The 19,229-nt window shown below is 42.7% G+C and carries 21 protein-coding genes; 12 read left to right on the top strand and 9 right to left on the bottom strand.

Annotated elements, in window-relative coordinates; genetic code table 11:
* Window positions 1-101 precede the first annotated feature (101 nt).
* The 4 genes from ilvC to ilvD form a co-directional block, all read right to left on the bottom strand.
* Entirely contained in the window at window positions 102-1,097 is a 996-nt protein-coding gene (ilvC, locus tag HCJ54_RS04910; RefSeq protein WP_036064289.1) for a ketol-acid reductoisomerase, read from the bottom strand.
* Between the two features lie 66 nt (window positions 1,098-1,163).
* Window positions 1,164-1,646, bottom strand: a complete 483-nt coding sequence (gene ilvN / locus HCJ54_RS04905) for an acetolactate synthase small subunit (RefSeq protein WP_187136825.1) — start codon at window positions 1,644-1,646, stop codon at window positions 1,164-1,166.
* Window positions 1,647-3,350, bottom strand: coding sequence for a biosynthetic-type acetolactate synthase large subunit (ilvB, locus tag HCJ54_RS04900; RefSeq protein ID WP_187136824.1), 1,704 nt, complete (start codon window positions 3,348-3,350; stop codon window positions 1,647-1,649). It abuts the gene before it with no gap.
* Window positions 3,351-3,368: 18 nt separating this feature from the next.
* The gene (gene ilvD, locus HCJ54_RS04895) at window positions 3,369-5,060 is read right to left on the bottom strand and encodes a dihydroxy-acid dehydratase (protein ID WP_036064295.1); all 1,692 of its coding nucleotides are present in this window, start codon (window positions 5,058-5,060) and stop codon (window positions 3,369-3,371) included.
* 632 nt (window positions 5,061-5,692) lie between these two features.
* Here ilvD and HCJ54_RS04890 point away from each other — a divergent pair.
* Together HCJ54_RS04890 and HCJ54_RS04885 are read left to right on the top strand one after the other, a co-directional pair.
* On the top strand, window positions 5,693-6,226 hold the full coding sequence (locus HCJ54_RS04890) for a GNAT family N-acetyltransferase (RefSeq protein ID WP_187136823.1): 534 nt from the start codon (window positions 5,693-5,695) through the stop codon (window positions 6,224-6,226).
* Entirely contained in the window at window positions 6,223-6,681 is a 459-nt protein-coding gene (locus HCJ54_RS04885; RefSeq protein WP_187136822.1) for a DUF6884 domain-containing protein, read from the top strand. The genes HCJ54_RS04890 and HCJ54_RS04885 overlap by 4 nt, the downstream gene beginning before the upstream one ends.
* Here the strand turns inward: HCJ54_RS04885 and HCJ54_RS04880 are convergent.
* The 3 genes from HCJ54_RS04880 to zwf form a co-directional block, all read right to left on the bottom strand.
* Window positions 6,668-6,808 carry a hypothetical protein gene (locus HCJ54_RS04880; RefSeq protein WP_124892565.1) on the bottom strand — a complete coding sequence of 47 codons (141 nt, stop codon included), beginning with the start codon at window positions 6,806-6,808 and terminating at the stop codon, window positions 6,668-6,670. The two genes, HCJ54_RS04885 and HCJ54_RS04880, sit on opposite strands and share 14 nt — an antisense overlap.
* Before the next feature lie 13 nt (window positions 6,809-6,821).
* Window positions 6,822-7,259, bottom strand: a complete 438-nt coding sequence (locus HCJ54_RS04875) for a YueI family protein (protein WP_185409004.1) — start codon at window positions 7,257-7,259, stop codon at window positions 6,822-6,824.
* Between the two features lie 371 nt (window positions 7,260-7,630).
* The gene (gene zwf / locus HCJ54_RS04870) at window positions 7,631-9,100 is read right to left on the bottom strand and encodes a glucose-6-phosphate dehydrogenase (RefSeq protein WP_036064301.1); all 1,470 of its coding nucleotides are present in this window, start codon (window positions 9,098-9,100) and stop codon (window positions 7,631-7,633) included.
* A gap of 313 nt (window positions 9,101-9,413) precedes the next feature.
* Here zwf and rnz point away from each other — a divergent pair, with 313 nt between their 5' ends.
* The 4 genes from rnz (at window position 9,414) to HCJ54_RS04850 (ending at window position 12,932) form a co-directional block, all read left to right on the top strand.
* A complete protein-coding gene (gene rnz, locus HCJ54_RS04865; RefSeq protein WP_187136821.1) occupies window positions 9,414-10,328 on the top strand; it encodes a ribonuclease Z in 915 nt (304 codons plus the stop codon).
* 15 nt (window positions 10,329-10,343) lie between these two features.
* Complete coding sequence (locus HCJ54_RS04860; RefSeq protein WP_187136820.1) at window positions 10,344-11,132, top strand: SDR family NAD(P)-dependent oxidoreductase; 789 nt, start codon at window positions 10,344-10,346, stop codon at window positions 11,130-11,132.
* Window positions 11,133-11,247: 115 nt separating this feature from the next.
* Window positions 11,248-12,318: a DNA polymerase IV gene (gene dinB, locus HCJ54_RS04855; protein ID WP_187136819.1), complete on the top strand. Its 1,071-nt coding sequence runs from the start codon at window positions 11,248-11,250 to the stop codon at window positions 12,316-12,318.
* Between the two features lie 74 nt (window positions 12,319-12,392).
* A complete protein-coding gene (locus HCJ54_RS04850; protein ID WP_187136818.1) occupies window positions 12,393-12,932 on the top strand; it encodes a GNAT family N-acetyltransferase in 540 nt (179 codons plus the stop codon).
* Between the two features lie 30 nt (window positions 12,933-12,962).
* Here the strand turns inward: HCJ54_RS04850 and HCJ54_RS04845 are convergent, their stop codons facing one another.
* Both HCJ54_RS04845 and HCJ54_RS04840 read right to left on the bottom strand, forming a co-directional pair.
* A complete protein-coding gene (locus HCJ54_RS04845) occupies window positions 12,963-14,195 on the bottom strand; it encodes a toxic anion resistance protein (protein WP_221638674.1) in 1,233 nt (410 codons plus the stop codon).
* Window positions 14,192-14,836: a 5-bromo-4-chloroindolyl phosphate hydrolysis family protein gene (locus HCJ54_RS04840; RefSeq protein ID WP_036064312.1), complete on the bottom strand. Its 645-nt coding sequence runs from the start codon at window positions 14,834-14,836 to the stop codon at window positions 14,192-14,194. Before HCJ54_RS04840 ends, HCJ54_RS04845 begins: the two co-directional genes overlap by 4 nt.
* A 206-nt stretch (window positions 14,837-15,042) precedes the next feature.
* On the opposite strand from HCJ54_RS04840, the gene HCJ54_RS04835 reads away from it, so the two are divergent.
* From HCJ54_RS04835 to HCJ54_RS04810, 6 genes are all read left to right on the top strand, one after another.
* Window positions 15,043-15,591: an NUDIX hydrolase gene (locus HCJ54_RS04835; protein WP_187136817.1), complete on the top strand. Its 549-nt coding sequence runs from the start codon at window positions 15,043-15,045 to the stop codon at window positions 15,589-15,591.
* 25 nt (window positions 15,592-15,616) lie between these two features.
* Complete coding sequence (locus tag HCJ54_RS04830; RefSeq protein ID WP_187136816.1) at window positions 15,617-16,045, top strand: VOC family protein; 429 nt, start codon at window positions 15,617-15,619, stop codon at window positions 16,043-16,045.
* Window positions 16,046-16,184: 139 nt separating this feature from the next.
* Entirely contained in the window at window positions 16,185-17,075 is an 891-nt protein-coding gene (locus HCJ54_RS04825) for an ABC transporter ATP-binding protein (protein WP_187136815.1), read from the top strand.
* On the top strand, window positions 17,072-17,887 hold the full coding sequence (locus tag HCJ54_RS04820; RefSeq protein ID WP_185525545.1) for an ABC transporter permease: 816 nt from the start codon (window positions 17,072-17,074) through the stop codon (window positions 17,885-17,887). Before HCJ54_RS04825 ends, HCJ54_RS04820 begins: the two co-directional genes overlap by 4 nt.
* Entirely contained in the window at window positions 17,887-18,492 is a 606-nt protein-coding gene (locus tag HCJ54_RS04815; RefSeq protein WP_187136814.1) for a TetR/AcrR family transcriptional regulator, read from the top strand. The genes HCJ54_RS04820 and HCJ54_RS04815 overlap by 1 nt, the downstream gene beginning before the upstream one ends.
* A 146-nt stretch (window positions 18,493-18,638) precedes the next feature.
* The gene (locus tag HCJ54_RS04810; protein ID WP_187136813.1) at window positions 18,639-19,169 is read left to right on the top strand and encodes a homing endonuclease associated repeat-containing protein; all 531 of its coding nucleotides are present in this window, start codon (window positions 18,639-18,641) and stop codon (window positions 19,167-19,169) included.
* The last annotated feature ends 60 nt before the right edge of the window (window positions 19,170-19,229 follow it).

The raw sequence follows: 19,229 nt of genomic DNA, 5'->3' as shown, positions 1-19,229 counted from the left end.
AACCTTCACCTCATTAGAAAAGGGGACCAGCGTGCCGATAAATACCTATCTTTAGTGGCTCAACACGCTTGTAGGTTTCCTAATCCCCAAATCTCTTCCTATTATTTTTGTGGTTTGACGAAAGGCATCATTTCGCGCAAGCTCGCACCAACCGCTTCGATTTGGTGTCCTTTTTGTTCTGCGCGCAGACGATGGAATTCTTTGAAACCATTTTTATTATCATCGATAAATGCTTTGGCAAAGTTACCATTTTGGATGTCCGTTAAGACTTCTTTCATGGCTTTTTTCGTGTCGCTCGTTACTACGCGAGGGCCGGAAACATAGTCGCCGTATTCCGCTGTATTCGAGATCGAATCACGCATTTTTTCCATGCCACCTTCATACATCAAGTCAACAATCAGTTTTAGCTCATGCAATACCTCGAAGTAAGCAAGCTCTGGTTGGTAGCCAGCTTCGACTAATGTCTCAAAACCAGCTTGTACTAAATGCGTGGTACCGCCGCATAGAACCGCTTGTTCGCCGAATAGATCCGTTTCCGTTTCCTCTTTAAATGTTGTTTCGATCACGCCAGCACGAGTCGCACCGATACCTTTTGCGTAAGATAACGCGACATCTGTTGCTTTTCCAGTAGCGTCTTGGTAAACCGCGAATAACCCTGGAACCGCGCCACCTTCCACGAATGTACGACGAACTAAATGTCCTGGACCTTTTGGTGCTACTAAGAACACATCCACGTCAGCCGGTGGTTTAATTACGTCAAAATGAATGTTAAAACCATGCGCAAAAGCTAAGGCATTTCCTGCTTCTAAGTTAGGCTTGATTTCAGCTTCATAAGTATCTCCTTGCGTTTCATCTGGCAAAAGAATCATCACGACATCAGCCGCTTTCGTAGCATCTGCGACAGACAAGACTTCAAAACCATCATTGCGAGCAGCCTCGGCTGATTTTCCTTCACGAATCCCAATAATGACATTGTTTCCGTTATCACGTAAGTTTTGTGAATGGGCATGACCTTGTGAACCATAACCGATCACTGCAATTTTCTTACCTTGTAACGCGCTCTCTTGTACTGCATCTTCATAATATACTTTTGTCATTTTCCTAACCTCCATAAATTATCTATATATATTTCTCAGAAAAAGGATTTCTGGGATTCAAAATGATTATTTAGCGCTTCGTGTGAAACCAGTTACACCAGTTCGCGCCATTTGTTTGATACCGTAAGGGCGAATGCTATCAACAAACGCATTGACTTTCTCGCTCGTCCCTGCGACCTGCACCACGACGCTTGATTTACCAACATCGATAATCGTTGCGCGAAACGGCTCAATAATGGAATTAAGCTCCGCACGTGTTGCAGCTGGGGCATTGACTTTAATTAAAGCCAGTTCACGCTCCATATGTGGATCATCTGTAATGTCACTGACTTTGAGCACATCGATTTGCTTGTTTAGTTGCTTCGTCACTTGTTCAATTTCATAGAGTGAATCGACATGAACGACGATGGTGATGCGGGAAACATTCGCGGTTTCTGTCCAACCAACCGAGATGCTATCAATATTGTACTGGCGGCGAGAGATAACACCTGTAATTCGGTTAAGCACACCACTTGAGTTATTAACAGTAGCTGTAATGATACGTCGCATTTATTCCACTCCTTCCATTTGATGATTCGCTTTGCCTGGCGGGATCATTGGTAGTACAAGCTCACCTGGGGAAACCACACAATCAATAACAATGGGACCAGGATAGGCAAAAGCTTCTGCGAGATCAGCGGCGAGCGTCTCAGGATTGGTGAGACGAACTGCTTTGATACCGTAAGCCTCCGACAATTTCACAAAATCAGGCTGACTCTGGAAAATGGAGTGGGAGAAGCGCTCGTTATGGAACTTCTCTTGCCACTGCCGCACCATGCCAAGTGATCCATTATTGATAATGACCGTTTTCAAATTGATTTTATAATCGTTCAAAATAGCCAGTTCCTGATTCGTCATCTGGAAGCCACCATCACCAACAAAAGCAACAACGGTTTGTTCAGGATAGGCGAGTTGTGCACCAATTGCGGCTGGAAAACCAAAGCCCATCGTGCCAAGACCACCACTCGTCATAATTTGGTGATCATGGCTAAACGGGTAAAATTGCGCGACCCACATTTGATGCTGTCCAACATCTGTTGCAACGAGCGCCTTACCTTCTGTGATATCGCCAATAATTTCGATGACTTTTTGCGGTTTGATCTCGGTTTTTGCATCGCGATTATACGTGAACGGATGGCGTTCTTTACGCGTCATATTCAGCTTATACCAATGTGTTTTATCCGCCTCGTCCGTCACGTTCATCTCAAGTAATTGCGTTAATGTTTCTTTAATATCCGCCACAATCGGAATTTTTGTTGTTAAAACTTTACCGATCTCTGCGGGATCAATATCGACATGCGCAATCACCGCATGTTTCGCGAATTCTTGAGGCGAGCCGACCATTCTATCATCAAATCGCGATCCAAAATTAATGAGTAAATCAGGATCCGTCAGAGCCATGTTCGCCGCATAAGAACCGTGCATGCCACCCATTCCTAGGAAGAGGGGATGATCTTGTGGAAAACTGCCAAGTCCGAGCAATGTATTCACAACAGGGATTTGATAGCGTTCCGCAAAATCAAGCAGCTCTGTAGTCGCACGAGAATGATTCACGCCAGCTCCGGCTAAAATAACCGGTTTGCTAGAAGCCGCCAACGCTTGCATCAATTTTTCCAGTTGCATGCCATTCGGTTTTACAGTTGGCTGATAACCTGGTAAATCAATCGTAGCGTCGTTTACTTTATCGGTGGTTGCAATCGACATATCTTTTGGTAAATCAATCACGACTGGGCCTTGTCGACCTGTTGTCGCAATGTGGAAAGCTTCTTTAATAATTTTCGGAATATCTTTTACGTCGCGTACTTGATAATTATATTTGGTGATCGGAATCGTCAAGCCAATCATATCCGCTTCTTGGAAGGCATCTTTCCCAATTCCCGGTGTGGCCACTTGCCCAGTGAAGACAACCAATGGAATCGAATCACTCATCGCATCCGCAATCCCTGTCAAAGCATTGGTAGCTCCAGGTCCGCTGGTTACGACGACAACGCCAGCCTTTCCTGTTACACGCGCATAACCTTCTGCTGCGTGGACTGCGCCTTGTTCGTGCCGCGTCAAGATATGCGGAATATCGCAATCATAAAAGGCATCGTACAAAGGAAGAACGGCGCCACCAGGATAGCCAAAAATCATTTCTACGCTCTGCTCATTCAAGGCATCAATTAAAAGTTCCGCGCCACTTTTCGTCGTTGTTTGCTTTTCTACTTTCATCATTTTCTTCACCTCTCCTTATCACTCTAAGAAATCATCTGGAAGTTGCAATACGCCACCAGTGTGAGCAGACGTCACGAGTGCAGCATAGCGAGCCAGATAGCCTTTTTTAATTTTCGGTACAAATTTAGGAATACCAGCGCGGCGTGCTTCTAAAACATCGGGCGCAACATCGACATTCAGCGTTCTATTTGGCAGGTCAATCACGATTGTATCACCATCTTCAATTAGCGCAATCGGACCACCAGAAGCGGCTTCCGGCGAGATATGCCCAATCGCAATCCCACGAGTCGCACCAGAGAAACGACCATCCGTGATCAGAGCGACATCTTTTCCAAGTCCGCGTCCAACAATGGAAGAAGTCGGAGCAAGCATTTCCGGCATTCCTGGACCACCACGCGGACCTTCGTAACGAATCACGACCACATGCCCCTCGCGAACTGTATGATTGTCAATGGCCTCAACAGCCGCATCATGGGAATCAAAACAAATGGCTTTTCCAGTAAAGACGGATACCGATGGATCGACCCCGCCAACTTTGATCGCTGAACCTTTTGGCGCAATATTTCCAAAGAGGATGGAGAGACCACCCGTTTTCGTATACGGATTTTCTTTCGGATGAATCACGTCCGTATTGTTAATTTTCGCATTTTCAACGTTTTCCCGTATTGTTTTCCCAGTGACGGTAATTCGATCGGGATGAATCGCGGTTTCTAAGTCCACGAGCTCTTTCATGATTGCAGGGACACCGCCAGCTTCATGGACATCATGCATGGAATAAGCAGAGGATGGAGCGATTTTAGAAAGGTAAGGGACACGACTGGCGATTTCATTAATGCGCTCCAAATCGTAATCAATCTCCGCTTCATTTGCCAGAGCCAGCACGTGTAGCACCGTATTTGTCGAGCCGCCCATCGCCATATCAAGCGCAAAAGCATCATCAATCGCATCGCGTGTAATAATATCACGAGGACGAATATCTTTTTTCACAAGATCCATCAAGTGGAAGGCTGATTCACGAATCAACTCGCGCCGCGCCTCGGATACAGCAAGCGTTGTACCATTGAACGGCACTGCCATACCAAGCACTTCCATCAAGCAGTTCATCGAGTTCGCTGTAAACATCCCAGCACATGAACCACACGTTGGGCACGCATTCGCTTCCATATCTAAAAATTCTTCTTGACTCATGCTACCTTCTTTAAAAGCACCAACCGCTTCGAATACAGAGGATAACGTCAAAGCTTTCCCAGTGGCAGAAAGACCAGCCTTCATCGGACCACCGGAACAAAAGATTGCCGGCACATTCGTACGGACGGAGGCAAGCAACATGCCTGGTGTGATTTTGTCACAGTTTGGAATATACATAACACCGTCAAACCAGTGAGCATTGATCACTGTTTCTGCAGCATCCGCGATCACTTCACGGCTCGGAAGGGAATAACGCATCCCAATATGACCCATCGCAATCCCGTCATCAACGCCAATCGTATTAAATTCAAAAGGAATACCACCAGCTTCGCGAATCGCTTCTTTTGCAATATCGGCTAGTTCACGCAAATGCACATGACCAGGGACAATATCGATGTAGGAGTTACAAATGGCGATAAATGGTTTATCCATATCACCTGGACTTTTAATTTGACCTGTTGCGTGCAGAAGACTCCGAGCGGGAGCTTGTTCGACACCTTTTTTGATTTTATCACTACGCATGAGCATATTCCCCGTTTCTTTATTATAATTGTTGGTCGACGCTGAATTTTTAGAATATAATAACTAGCACGACCTTTTGTTTCAAATAAATACCATTGATAGCGTGTTTGGCAACAAAAAAGGCATCCCATTTTTGAGTAAAAAATGGGATGCCTAGATACAAATCCCATTTAATGCTAAACAGGATCTAAACGACTGCTTGTTTTAAACAGTGTTCCAGACCCTTGCTAGAGTAATAAAATTGTAATGACGTAATGTCGGTTCCATGTTTTCATAAGTCATTATCTCCTCTAAAATCAAATTTGGGATACGTATCAAATTCGTATGTAGCCTTAAAGAATCTCATAAGTATCAATGCATGTAATATTATTATTAATTATAGCTTTTGACAGCCAAATGTCAACCGTTTTTTGAAAATTTGTTGCTTTTGGATTTCAGTGAAAAACGGGAATACATAGCTAAATCTATTGAAAGAGAATGATGTAAGCGGATACAATTATTTTGAAAAAAGTTTTTAAAAAATTAGTATGTGGTAATAATAACAGGTAGTATTCTACGAAAAATTTGCGTAATCAAGCATAATTTGATAATTTAGAGAGAAGATATACTGAAATGGAAAGTCGGGTTTTAATATGGGGAAATTAGAAACAAAGCGGCTGTTATTAGTAGAGTATAATTTAGAGTGGATCAAAGCGACGATTGCGGGTGTAGACGAGCTGGAGCGCGTATCAGGCTACACCGTGTCCAGAGATTGGCCTGGCATCGATTTCTTTTTTTATCTGCCATATGTATTGGAGAACGTAAAAAAAGAGCCGGAGATGACGAAATGGACGCATTTGATCGTTTTGAAGGACGAGAACAAGGTTATCGGGGAAATTGGCGGCCAAGGAAAACCCGAGGAAACCGGAGAGATTGAGCTTGGTTATAGCATCGTGCCTGCTTATCAGAATAATGGCTACGTGACAGAAGCGCTAGAGGAGTTATTGATATGGCTCAAAAATCAGCCAGAGATTCACCGGATTTTTGCAAGAAGCTTTGAAAGTAATACGTATTCGATTCAAGTATTACGTAAATCGGGATTTGTCTATCAGCCAGAGAGAGATAAGGTAGACTCGCGGGGGACGATTGTTTTATGGGAATACCCGATGAATGAGGATGCATCATGATTATCATTCCGTCAGGTAAGCCAAAAATTTGGGATAAAAAAGAGGATGCGGGACCTGTCGTAGCTAGTGAGGCGTATACTGGGAATTTCCATCGCTTATGTAAGGCTTATGCAGAGAAATTTGACGGGGACTATGTTATTTTGTCGCCGAAATATGGTTTTTTGAAGCCTGATTCGCTTGTTTTAGAGACGTATGATGTAAGATTTACAGCGCGCGGCGTGACAGCGGAGACGATTTCTGTAGAAGCATTATCTGACCAATGGCGCTCATTAGGCATTGCGCAGGAAACGATTGTGATGCTAGGCGGGAAGAAATTTAAACCGCTACTTGCAGAGGTGACAGGAGGACAGCCATTTGTTTTTCCACTTCACGGAAGCGAAGGCATCGGCGACATGCAAAAAAGGCTCCGCGCAGCATTGGATACTGGAGAGCCTTTGAAGATCAACCAATCGTAGAAATAATAAGCAATGCGATACCGATGAGCAGGAACATCACGCCCATATCGGTATTTTTTCGTATGAAGAAATAGATTGTTTGTAGAAAAATGAGGATCGCGAGTGCAAGTACAATCGTATGAAGCATCTATGTCACTTCCTTAATCTTGAAAAATAGCTTTGATTTTGTCGAGTAAACTTACTTTACCAGTTTGGTCCTCTGTGATAATCGGTGCTTCATGAAGGTGCGTATCCTCACGATTGATTTCGTGATCTTCAGCTAAGACGAGACCGATTGGCGTATCTTCATCTTCGCGTGCCACAATGGAAAACGGCATTTTATGTTTTTCAGCAAGCATGATGTAGGAACGCAATATCTCATAGGAAATTGAGCCATTTAGTAGTAGTTTGGCCTTTGGGTGATCTTTCATTTCCTGTTCTAATTCTTTAGTACAATATTTTTGGAAAACTTCCTGTTTGGTCATTTGGATTTCGATACGTTCTCGAAATGTGCCAAGATATTTTTTTCGTTCCGCTGGATTAATTTCTTTTGTGCCATGTATTCCGCGATCGATATAATCGTCAATGCTTTCAGGCATATCATGACTCTCCTTTGTTGAGGCTATTAGGAAACACGCTGTACTTACTTAGTACGTCCATATACATGATGGCGAAGTGTTTTCCAAAAACTAAGACTCATAATTGGAATGGGAGGTGTTACTTAGTTACCCATTGAACTTAATGATATCAGCTTTGTGGGTGGTTGGTCAACCTATTTTTGTTGAAAGAATTAGGAAATATTACGTGTTGACTAGAGGTACGGGATGCAAAGGCAGCGGAGCGGTGACGGCGCTAAGAAAAAAAGTAAGAGCGACTTTTTACAGCTGCTCTTACTTCTTAGGGTTTTCTAACTAATTTCTGTTCTCAGATCTAGCTCCAACCGAGGCTAACGAGCTGTTTCCGCTTTTCACTATTCAAACCACTCAAATCCATCTTGTGATACTAGCTTGTCTGCTTCTTTTGGTCCCATCGTGCCAGATGTGTAGTTCGGGAAGTGTTCTTTGGTTTTTGACCAGACGTTGGCTACTTTGTCGACAAAGTTCCATGATAGGGAAACTTCATCCCAATGTGAGAAGTAGGTGGCATCGCCATTTAGGCAATCTTGAATTAGTTTTTCATAGGCCTCAGGAGTGTTCATACCGTCTGGCGAAGAGTGTGCGTAGTTCAGGTTGATTGGCATGGTCAGCATTCCTTGACCCGGCTCTTTAACATTCATGTGTAGCGTGATACCTTCATCTGGTTGGATATGTATCACCAGTACATTTCCAGCAAGGGACTGTTGCCCTCCAAATAGGTTCATTGGGACGCTCTTGAATTGAATCGCAATTTGGGTTGTTTTCTTAGCAAGACGCTTACCAGTTCTAATATAAAAAGGTACGCCGCTCCAACGGAAATTATCGATCATTAGTTTTGCTGCAACAAATGTTTCGGTGTTGGAATCAGGATCGACATTATCTGCTTCGCGGTAACCAAGAAGCTCTTCGCCGTCTACTTTTCCAGGACCATATTGACCACGAACGAAATATTTATACACATCATCGCCTTCAATAACACGCAACGAACGGAGCGCACGCACTTTTTCATGGCGAATTTCTTGTGTCGTTAACTTGATTGGCGGTTCCATCGCAAGTAAGGAAACGATTTGCAAAATGTGATTTTGAACCATATCACGCAAAGCGCCACTTTCCTCATAATAACGTCCGCGATCCTCCACGCCAAGCGTTTCACTGAGTGTTACTTGCACATTATCAATATAGCGGTTGTTCCAAAGCGATTCAATAATCGAATTCGCAAAACGGATAACAGAAATGTTCTGAATCATCTCTTTACCAAGATAATGGTCAATGCGGTAAATCTCATCCTCAGCAAAAGCTTGGCGAAGCGATTCATTGAGTTCCTTCGCGCTAGCTAAATCACGACCGAATGGTTTTTCAATAATTAAGCGGCTAAATCCAGCATTATCGACAAAACCTTCTGATTTTAATCGACTAGCGATAGTTCCAAAGAAATTCGGCGCCATAGCAAGGTAGAATAGGCGATTTCCTTTTAGTTCGTATTGCTTATCGAGTTCATCAGATAGATTTTTCAGTTCTACGTAGGATTCGCGGTTCGTTACGTCATGTGATTGGTAGTAGAAATGAGAAGCAAATTCTTTTGGGTCGAACCCTTCTTTTTCAATACCTTTCAATGATTCCACGACTTTTTCGCGGAAGAAATCATTCGTCCATGGGCGACGAGCTGTACCAATCACGGCGAAATTCTCTTTCAAAAAGCCTTTCGTGAAGAGATGGTATAGCGAAGGGTAAAGTTTGCGATTTGCTAGATCTCCCGTACCGCCAAAAATTGTAATTAAAGCTACTTGTTCTTTCACTTCTGTCATACGTGCTTACCCTCTTTCATTATTATATGGAACATACCTGAGATACATCGGCTTTCAAGCGCTCGATTCGTATAAAGCTGGTGACACATCTTACCCAGCTTGCTCTCGAAGTTGTTTCAAGCTATTCTTTAAAATGAGGTAAATAAGATCTAATCAAAGTCGGCCTCATTATTCCTTACTATTTTAGCCGTTTGATTTCTAATGTGCAACTGATTGAACCAGAAAAATTAGAAAACAACTTGAGGACGAGTGCAACAAGCATGGTAAATATGGTATGATTAGTAGCGAATTAGAGAAAGGATTGTGAGACAAAATGGAACTGATTTTTCTCGGAACAGGAGCGGGTGTCCCTTCCAAAGGCCGTAACGTAACGGCGATTGCGCTCACGATGCTAAACGAGCGAAATAGTATTTGGCTTTTTGATTGTGGAGAAGCAACGCAACATCAGATTTTGCGAAGTTCGATTAAATTAAGTAAACTGGAAAAGATTTTTATTACGCATTTACATGGTGATCATATTTTTGGCTTGCCGGGTCTTCTTAGTAGCCGTTCTTTTCAAGGTGGGGAGACGAGGCTCACGGTCTATGGTCCAGTTGGTATTGCGAACTATATTCGAACGAGTCTAGCGGTGAGTGGGACGCATCTGAAATATCCGCTAGAAATCATAGAAATTTCCGATGAAACGGTGTTTGAAGATGCTGATGTTAAGGTGACCTGCGGTGAGTTAGATCATGGGATTATGAGTTACGGTTACCGGATTGAGGAAGCAGATAAGACGGGAGCGCTTGATGCTGCGGGACTTGCAGCGCTTGGTGTGAAACCAGGGCCGATTTTTAAAGAATTAAAGGAAGGTAAGATGGTGACGCTTGAAGACGGTACAGTTGTAGATGGAAGCAGGTTTATTGGCCCTACAAAAAAAGGCCGGATTATTGCTATTTTCGGAGATACTCGAGCAGCGCCAAATGAGCTAATGATTGCACGCGATGCAGATGTAATCGTCCATGAGGCAACATTTGGTGCGGAGATGGGTGATGTGGCCTGCGAATATATGCATTCAACGACGATAGAAGCTGCCACTTTGGCAAAGAATGCGGGTGCGAAACGACTTATTGTGACCCATATTAGTTCGCGTTACAATCGTGAAGATAATCGTGAGCTTGTTGCGGAGTGCCAGTCCGTTTTCCCAAATACAGAAATCGCAACAGATTTTGCCATATTTGAACTATAAAGGAGTTTAACTAGGATGAATGATTTTTTGAAAGGAAAAACAGTTTTGATTACGGGGGCATCAAACGGCCTTGGTGCAGAGATTGCGAGGCAGGTTGCGGCGCAGGGGGCACATACGATTTTGACTGCTAGGCGAACGGAAAAGCTAGCGGAATTAGCGACGCAGATTCAAGCGGAATATGGAGTCATCAGCGCTTATCATAAGATGGATATGACCAACTTTGATGAGATTGCAGCAGTGGTTCAGAAAATCGGGGATACGAAGATTGATGTCTTGGTAAACTGCGCAGGTTTCGGAATTTTTGAAGAGGCAGTGACTACCGATTTTGAGACAGTGAAACAAATGTTTGAAACGAATGTACTTGGTTTGATGCGTCTGACACAGCTAGTTTTGCCGGCTATGCTGGCGCGGAAATCTGGTCATATTATCAACATCGCTTCCCAAGCTGGCAAAATTGCAACACCGAAATCATCGGCTTATTCTGGAACTAAATTCGCTGTCTTGGGCTATTCCAACGCTTTACGAATGGAAGTGAAACCAGCGAACATTCATGTGACAACGGTCAATCCAGGCCCTATTGCGACCAGTTTCTTCGATATTGCCGATAAATCAGGAGATTACCTCGATAATGTAGGATTCCTTGTTTTGCAACCTGAGAAAGTAGCAGCGAAGATTGTAAGGATTATGGGGAGATCAAAACGCGAAATTAATTTACCATTTTTAATGAACATCATTTCGCGAATGTATCAAGTCATGCCACGCGTTATTGAGTTTTTTGGAAAAGGTGCTTTTGAGAAAAAATAAAGAGGCGAGTAAGATTCCAAATAGGTGGGAATCTTGCTTGCATTTTTTATAGTGGCAAGGTATAATAAAAAACAAGAACAAATGTTCGTTTTAATTGTGAAAGGCGATGGAAAGAATGGATAAGACACGTAAAATTATTCATATAGATATGGATGCTTTTTTTGCTTCTGTGGAGGAACGAGATCATCCGGAATATCGCGGGAAGGCGCTTATTATTGGTGGAGACCCGAACAAGCGCGGTGTTGTCTCTACGTGTTCTTACGAAGCAAGGAAATTTGGCGTTCATTCGGCCATGCCGACGAAACAAGCGTATAAACTGTGTCCGCACGGTATTTTTATTCATGGGAATATGGAACATTATCGAGAAGTTTCTAACCAGATTCGTGAGATTTTTCATCGTTATACAGATTTAGTGGAACCGATGTCTCTCGATGAGGCTTATTTAGATGTGACGGAGAATAAGAAAGGGATTAAATCAGCAATGAAAGTGGCGCTAGAAATCCAATATGCGATTTATCATGAACTAGGTTTAACCGCATCTGCTGGTGTTTCTTACAATAAATTTATTGCTAAGATTGCATCTGATTTCAAAAAGCCAGCAGGAATGACAGTTGTAATGCCTGATGAAGCGGAAGCCTTTCTTGAAAGACTACCTGTTACGAAGTTTCATGGCGTGGGAAAGGTGACCGCAGAGAAGTTACATAAATTAGGTATTCATACTGGAGCTGATTTGAAAGCTTGGGATGAATGGGATCTCATTCGAGCATTGAATAAACAGGGGTATCGTTTGTATCGTGCGGTAAGGGGATTGTCGGATTCGTTGGTTAATCCACATCGTGAACGTAAATCAGTGGGTAGAGAAACGACATTTGCCAATAATATTTTTGATGAACGAGAAATGCAAGAAATGCTATTATTATTCTCGCAAAAGATTGAGAGCTCCCTTGAGCGTATTGGGAAACATGGTAAAACTGTTGTTTTGAAGTTGCGTTACAGTGATTTTAGTACAGTAACCAGGCGATTATCTCTCATGGAGTATACACGGGATGCAAGGGTCATTTATGAAGCGGGAGTTAGCCTTTTACGAGATGTGTACAGCGGGGAAGAAAGCGTTCGCTTAGTGGGACTTACGGTAACTAATTTAAAACCACTTCACTTTGAAAATTTAAAGCTAGAAGGTTTTTAGTGAAAAATAGCTTGTTAATTGTGCCGAGTCATTGATATACTTTACATGATAACTTTTGTTGGGAGTTGTAGTAAATGGCTGAGGAAAAAGGGATAATTAGACCCATCAGGATGGAAGATGTGGAAGTGATGCATGCTTGGGAACATGATGAGGAGATTGCAACAGCAAGCGGCATCATAAAGCCACGTTCGTTGGAAGTATTTCAAGCGGCGTATGCGAAGTATTTTTTGAAGGTGAGCGATTCTTTACGCTTGTTTAGTATTACACTAGGCGGAAGGGTTATTGGGCGAGCAGAGCTAGGTTTGATTGATCGTGAGAATGGCAATGCCGCCTTTGGTATCGTTATTGGGGACAAGTCATGTTGGGGAAAGGGATACGGAAAACAGGCGATTTGTGACTTGTTAGGCTGGGCATTTGCGGAGCTACATTTACATAAGATTTACTGTGAAGTATATACATTTAACGATAGATCGATGAATATGATGCGATCGATAGGCTTTCATCAGGATGGTGTATTGCGAGAACATGAATACTTCAACGGCGAGTATCATGATGTAGCTGTTTTCAGTATACTTCAGTCAGAGTACACCAAAAATAAGAGGATAAGGCGTTGATTTTGAGTCAGCGTCTTATCCTCTTTTCTTTTATTTCATTTCTAGTAAGCGGTCTTTGAGTTCTTGTTCCATGGTTATGAGTTCTTTTTCTGCTACGGCGCGTTTAGCACGGCCTTCTTGTTGGATTTTCAATGTTTCTTGTAATGTCTCGATTAAACTTGATTGGGTCTCTTTTAATGTTTCGATATCTACGATTCCTCTTTCGTTTTCACGTGCTGTTTCGATTGCGTTTGTCTTAAGCATATCGGCATTGCGTTTGAGAAGCTCGTTTGTTGTTTCAGATACTTGGCGCTGTGCTTCTGCTGCTTGTTGTTGTCGTAGTAGTGTAAGCGCGATTGCTACTTGGTTTTTCCAAAGCGGAATAGCCGTCATGATGGATGATTGGATTTTTTCAGCGAGCACTTGGTTTGTGTTTTGGATAAGACGAATTTGTGGTGCTTGTTGAATAGTGATTTGTCGGCTAAGTTTCAAGTCGTGGACGCGTTTTTCTAAGCGGTCTGCAAATTGTGTTAGGTCGTTTACTTCTTGGAAATCCATTTGATCACCGGATTGTTCGGCCTTTTTACGTAGTTCTGGAAGTAGTTTTGTATTGATTTCTTCCTGTTTTAATTCACCGGCTGCAATGTAAATATTTAAGGCTTGGAAGTAATCTTTGTTCTTGTCGTAAAGTTGTTCTAAGAAGGAGTTGTCTTCCATTAAGCGTTTTTTTGCATGTTCTAATTTGAGGGCAATACGATCGATTTGTGTGCCCATTTTTTGATATTTGGATGTGATTTCATTGATGGATTGTTTCACACGCGAGAACATCTTTGTAAAAACGTTCTTGTTGCGCGCGGCAAGTTCGTCTGGGTCAGCTTCTTGTAAACGGAACATCAGATCGCTAATAATTTCGCCGATAGGACCAACATCTTGCTTTTGAACTTGGTTTAGCATCGAATGCGAGAAGTCATGTAATTTGGCTTGAGCTGGTGCACCATATCCGAGGATTGCGGCTTGATTACCAGGTTCGATTTGTTTAGCGAGTTCAACCGCTTGACGGCGGTTAGCCTCAGGTAACATATCTACAAGGCGCGGTGCTTTGTCAGTCTCATTATTTACGATTTCTTGTACCGTTTGTGATCCGTTGGTGCCAAAAGGATCGGCGAGTAGGTCATCCAATGTCTTATTGAAATTGGCATCGATAACCTCGGCTTTCGGTTGATCATATGTTGGTGTTTCTTTTGTTTCTAATTCAGGTTCGTTAGGCTTTTGGTTCTCGGTCATTTGGGTGTTCTCCTTTCAAATTTCTTTTCCTGTTTGGAGATCGAGTTCTTCGCAACTTCTAGTTCGAAATCAAGGCTTGATACGTCTTTATTAAGAAGTGCAAACAGGTCCTTCTCGATGACGCGGCTTAGATCGTTCAAGAGCGCACGTGTGTCTGAGAGGGTTTGGTAGATCTTCTTGTCTTTTACAGGTTGACTGTTTAAGAAAGCATATTTTTCTGTTAGCTCAACTAAAGAGTCCAAGTGGGAAAAGAAGAAATCCTCTGCATCGTAAAAGCGTTTTGGTTCTTCTTTCACAATACCGTAAATTCGTTTTGTAAGTAGCAGTGTTTTGTCGCGTTCTTGGAAGGTGAATAACGTACGGTGTGCCGCAGTTATCTTTTGCAGACGAAGTATTTTAGCACGCGATTCTTCTAGGTTCACGCGAATGTATTTGTACTCTTTTTTCGTCAGCCCGGTTTGTATAGCATGCGCTTTATCTCCCGCTTTTGCAGAAAAGAAGAACAGGACGGCGGCAACAACGAGTGTCACTACGCTAATAAGCAACCAGTTGTTCACAAAGATGCTTGCCAAGATGCCGAACAAAATAAGTGTTAAAACGATTGAGCCGGTGAAGGCCATAAATTTTTTAAAAACTACCATGTCTATCTTCTCCTTAGGCTTCCTTATTTTTTTAAGGATTAAGTATTTGTAAAAATTGTTCATTAGAAAATCATTGGAAACGGCTAACTGATTTGAGTATATCATACCATATTGCCGGAAAAGATGTTATCAGTCGTGCGATGTAAATTCCCCTCAGTCTACGTTATGGTATAATGGTGAAAAAGACTTGAGAATGGAGTGGTAGCATGGATTCATTGGAAGAAAAGACAATAAAAAGTGAGACTATTTTTGACGGTAAAATTATCAAAGTTGTGGTGGATGACGTGGTGTTGCCAAATGGTGCAACGAGTAAGCGTGAAATTGTGAAGCATCCTGGGGCTGTCGCGGTTATCGCGATTACACCGGACAATAAAATGATCATGGTGGAACAATATCGTAAGCCATTAGAAAATACAATTGTTGAAATTCCTGCTGGGAAAATAGAGCCAAATGAGGATCCTAAATGGACTGCTGGGCGCGAATTAGAGGAAGAAACGGGATATAAGACAGATGATTTAACGCACCTAGTATCTTTTTACACGTCTCCAGGTTTCGCGGATGAATTATTACATATCTATCTTGCGGGAGATTTGCAAAAACAGGTAAACCCACTTCAAGCAGACGAGGATGAGTTTGTGAACATTGTGGAAGTCACCTTGGACGAAGCGCTACAATTAATAGAAGAAAAAGTCATTTGTGATGCAAAAACGGTGTACGCTGTGCAGTATTGGCAGTTACTTATAGCAACAAAATAAACGAATGGAAAGGAAGTTGAGTGAGATGACAGCTATTTTTCTACATTTTACGGGGAATTGTCGGGAGGCTTTGGATTATTATGCGGAAATTTTTGAGGTGACACCAAAAGGCGTAGCGACATATGGTGAGGCACCTCCAACGAGCCCAAATGCTAGTGAGGAGAGTGCGGCGAACGCAGACAGGATCATGTATAGCGAGATTGATGTGAGAGGTCTGCGCGTGATGATGTCTGACATGCCAGATGGGCTTCCAGCGACGGCTGGTGATAACGTGAGTATTGTGTTGGAAAGCGATAACTTAGAAGATTTAAAAGCTATTTTTTCGAAGTTTGAAAAGGATAGCAAAATTTATATGCCGTTAGCAGAAACGTTTTGGAGTAAGGGATACGGGATGCTTGGCGATAAATTTGGAACGCAATGGCATTTTAGTTACGGTGATTTTCGTACAGAATAAACAAAGGGGACGCGTCGGGAATTTCTCGATGCGTTTTGCTTTGTCTAGACACAGAGAATAGTTATTGATTGACTACTTGGTCAAACGGATGTATAATCACTTTGACTAGATGGTCAATTGTGAATTGGAGGGGTCGAAAATGAAGGCAATAGAGATGAATGATTTGACGAAATTCTATCATAAAAAACGGGCCATTGAAGGTGTAAATCTGACCGTAGAGGAAGGAGAATTATTCGGATTTATCGGACCAAACGGAGCCGGTAAATCGACAACGATCAAGCTACTACTCAATTTTATTTATGCTTCCAGAGGCAGCGGCGCAGTTCTCGGGAAGGATATTGTGAAGGAATCGGCAGCGATTAAGAAAATGGTGGGATATGTGCCGAGTGAAGTGCGTTATTATCCACAGATGACAGCGAATGATATTATTGGCTTTGCAGCGAAGTTTCACCATATTGACCAAGCATCCATTCAGATGAAGCGTTACTATGAGATGTTTGATATTGACCCGCATAAGCGATTCGGAGATATGTCCCTTGGGAATAAGAAGAAGGTCGCGATTGTGGCCGGACTGATAACCAAACCGAAATTGCTTATTTTAGATGAACCGACGAATGGGCTAGATCCGCTCATGCAGCATCATTTATTTAAAGAAATGACACGGCAAAACCAGGAAGACGGTATGACTATCTTTTTATCGAGTCATAACTTGCGCGAAATTCAGGAGTACAGCACACGAGCGGCATTTATTCGTGGCGGTGAAATCGTTGCGCTAGAAAATATTGCGGATCAAGAAATGTCTGGGAAAGTGATTATTTTGAAGGGTGATGCACTACCGGTCACTGAACTTGTGAATGCGGGCGCGAAAGTTGTGGAAACGACAGAAACGACGGCGCGACTCACGTTTGATGGGAATGTACAAACCGTATTACCGATTCTTGGCGCGGAAGGAATTAAAGATTTATCGATCACAAACCAAGAGTTAGAGGATAAATTCTTGACGCTCTATGAAGGAGGAACGACGAAATGAACATTTTAAAAATTGAATGGAAGACTCATTTTAAAAGTTTACTAGTCTGGTCGGCGGTTGTGGCGCTTGTACTTGGCGTTTTCATGGCGTTCTTTCCTAGTATGCAGTCAAGTGGGATGCAGGAGTTAGTCAACACGAAAATGAACGCTTTACCAAAGGAAATGATGAGTGTTTTGCACATCAGCTCGATGGCAGATTTGACGAAAATCGATGCTTATTTTGCGTATGTGTTTCAGTATATTTTTATTGCAGCGTGTGTGTATGCGGCTATGATTGGAGCGCAAGCGTTGGTGAAAGAGGAGACAGATGGAACGATTGAGTTCTTATACGCGCAACCAATAACACGTTCGGAACTTGTGGCTTGGAAAATGGTTGGAAACGTGATTTCGTTTGTTGCTTTTTGGGTGATTACATTCGTGATTTCGACAATTTTGGTGATTTTCTTGAAGCAAGATGGTGCCAATACGGGGGATTTAGTACAGTCACTGGTACGGATTTTCTCGGGTGAATTGCTTGTGGCGTTATTGTTTATGAGTGCTGGTTTTTGCTTTTCAGCGATTGTCCACTCGGCGAAACAGGCAACACCTGTGGCCTTGGCACTTGTTTTCATTACGTATATTTTAGGCATTCTTTCAGGGCTCAATGATACGGTGGAATTCTTCAAGTATTTCTCGCCAATTAATTTTGCGATACCATCTGATCTACTGCATACATCGATGGAAGGCGTGAATGTGTGGATTTCACTCATTGCGATCGCGGCTTTTGCCATGTTGACCTTTGTGCTGTATCGGAAAAAGGATTTGAAAGTGTGATGGAGGACAAGCGAGATAAAATTTTGCAGGTGGCGGTGCGGGAATTTGCGGAGCATGGCTATAAGGCGGCGAGTACGAATCAGATCTGTGATGCTGCAGGTGTTTCGAAAGGCTTGATTTTCCACTATTTTGGCTCAAAGGAGAAATTGTACACGGCGGCTGTTACGTATTCGATGGACTTAGCGATGCGGGAAGTGTCGATGGAAGAAATGCCTAAAGGGGATTTTGTCCAGGGAGCGATTTGGTCAACGAAGCAAAAGTTGAGCTTTAGCAGAAAGTATCCGGCGGTTTTCCAATTGATTATGCAGTCTTATGCTAATCCTCCGGCAGTGCTTGCAGAACGGTTGCGTGCGTATTATGCGGAATTGATGCAGGTGCAAGAGGTGTATGTGAACCAGGTTTTTGAGAAAGTAACATTGCGGGAGGATGTGTCCTATGAGGATGCACGCGATGTTGTGCAGGGGCTGTTTGATTATACGATTAAGATGGCGACGGATTACATGCAGCGGCACCCGAATGCGACAATGGAAGATATGCAGCCACTTGCGGATAAGTTTAAAAATATGATGGCCATTGTTGAGCGAGGAATGGTAGATAAAGCCTGAATATGGTGGAAGGCAAACCTGACTGTGTTTGGTTGGGTTTGTTTTTTTTGAATTGGTAATTTTTTCAGTTGTTAAGTCGCTTTTTTTATGATACAACATAATGGTATACCAAATGAAGTTATTACACAGGAGAAGGGGAACAATGGATGGTCGATAGTGTTGTGACAAAAGAACAGATTATTGCGGAATTGCAACAATTGGCGCAAGAACAGGGGCGTGTGCCAAGACGGAGCATGTACAATCATTTTGAAAAAGCAAGACAACTTTTTGGCTCATGGCCAGATGCGCTTAAAGCGGCTGGATTGGAAAATGAACCGAAGCGATTTTTTAAGGAAGAGTATTTGATTGCAGAGGTGAAGCGTATTTCTGTGGAACTTGGTCGTCCGCCTGTAAGTGGACCGCGTGAGTTTCCGCTATATATGTCTGTGATGGAGTATTATGATTCTTGGGAGGCGTTTCTGGAACGAGCTGGTCTTACGAAATTTGCGAGGGAAGCAGATGGTGTGGAGATAAAAGAGAAGCTGATTTTGGATATTTTGGAAATGGAGCGAATTATACGTAGATTCCCAATAATGAGCGAGTTTAAAGATTACCGATTAGTGCGTTATTATTTCGGTAGTTGGAAGAATTTCAAAGTAGCGTGTGAGGCTAAAAAGCAAGAGATATCCTCAAAATAAATTAGGAAAAGGCTCGCAGTTCTCTGAGGAATAGAGAAGTTACGAGCCTTGTTTTTATTA

This window comes from Listeria grandensis, from assembly GCF_014322885.1.
GTDB lineage: Bacteria > Bacillota > Bacilli > Lactobacillales > Listeriaceae > Listeria_A > Listeria_A grandensis.
The sequence above is the reverse complement of the archived record's forward strand: the minus strand, read 5'-3'. Positions and strand labels throughout refer to the sequence as shown.

Bases quoted from the DNA above. Each gene is read 5' to 3' on its own strand.
- HCJ54_RS04845 (WP_221638674.1), bottom strand. From the start codon at position 14,195: ATGACCGAGAACCAAAAGCCTAACGAACCTGAATTAGAAACAAAAGAA.
- rnz (WP_187136821.1), top strand. From the start codon at position 9,414: ATGGAACTGATTTTTCTCGGAACAGGAGCGGGTGTCCCTTCCAAAGGC.
- HCJ54_RS04825 (WP_187136815.1), top strand. From the start codon at position 16,185: ATGAAGGCAATAGAGATGAATGATTTGACGAAATTCTATCATAAAAAA.
- zwf (WP_036064301.1), bottom strand. From the start codon at position 9,100: ATGACAGAAGTGAAAGAACAAGTAGCTTTAATTACAATTTTTGGCGGT.
- HCJ54_RS04860 (WP_187136820.1), top strand. From the start codon at position 10,344: ATGAATGATTTTTTGAAAGGAAAAACAGTTTTGATTACGGGGGCATCA.
- HCJ54_RS04880 (WP_124892565.1), bottom strand. From the start codon at position 6,808: ATGCTTCATACGATTGTACTTGCACTCGCGATCCTCATTTTTCTACAA.
- HCJ54_RS04820 (WP_185525545.1), top strand. From the start codon at position 17,072: ATGAACATTTTAAAAATTGAATGGAAGACTCATTTTAAAAGTTTACTA.
- HCJ54_RS04885 (WP_187136822.1), top strand. From the start codon at position 6,223: ATGATTATCATTCCGTCAGGTAAGCCAAAAATTTGGGATAAAAAAGAG.
- HCJ54_RS04810 (WP_187136813.1), top strand. From the start codon at position 18,639: ATGGTCGATAGTGTTGTGACAAAAGAACAGATTATTGCGGAATTGCAA.
- HCJ54_RS04875 (WP_185409004.1), bottom strand. From the start codon at position 7,259: ATGCCTGAAAGCATTGACGATTATATCGATCGCGGAATACATGGCACA.
- ilvC (WP_036064289.1), bottom strand. From the start codon at position 1,097: ATGACAAAAGTATATTATGAAGATGCAGTACAAGAGAGCGCGTTACAA.
- HCJ54_RS04890 (WP_187136823.1), top strand. From the start codon at position 5,693: ATGGGGAAATTAGAAACAAAGCGGCTGTTATTAGTAGAGTATAATTTA.
- ilvB (WP_187136824.1), bottom strand. From the start codon at position 3,350: ATGATGAAAGTAGAAAAGCAAACAACGACGAAAAGTGGCGCGGAACTT.
- ilvD (WP_036064295.1), bottom strand. From the start codon at position 5,060: ATGCGTAGTGATAAAATCAAAAAAGGTGTCGAACAAGCTCCCGCTCGG.
- HCJ54_RS04840 (WP_036064312.1), bottom strand. From the start codon at position 14,836: ATGGTAGTTTTTAAAAAATTTATGGCCTTCACCGGCTCAATCGTTTTA.
- ilvN (WP_187136825.1), bottom strand. From the start codon at position 1,646: ATGCGACGTATCATTACAGCTACTGTTAATAACTCAAGTGGTGTGCTT.
- HCJ54_RS04815 (WP_187136814.1), top strand. From the start codon at position 17,887: ATGGAGGACAAGCGAGATAAAATTTTGCAGGTGGCGGTGCGGGAATTT.
- HCJ54_RS04835 (WP_187136817.1), top strand. From the start codon at position 15,043: ATGGATTCATTGGAAGAAAAGACAATAAAAAGTGAGACTATTTTTGAC.
- HCJ54_RS04850 (WP_187136818.1), top strand. From the start codon at position 12,393: ATGGCTGAGGAAAAAGGGATAATTAGACCCATCAGGATGGAAGATGTG.
- HCJ54_RS04830 (WP_187136816.1), top strand. From the start codon at position 15,617: ATGACAGCTATTTTTCTACATTTTACGGGGAATTGTCGGGAGGCTTTG.
- dinB (WP_187136819.1), top strand. From the start codon at position 11,248: ATGGATAAGACACGTAAAATTATTCATATAGATATGGATGCTTTTTTT.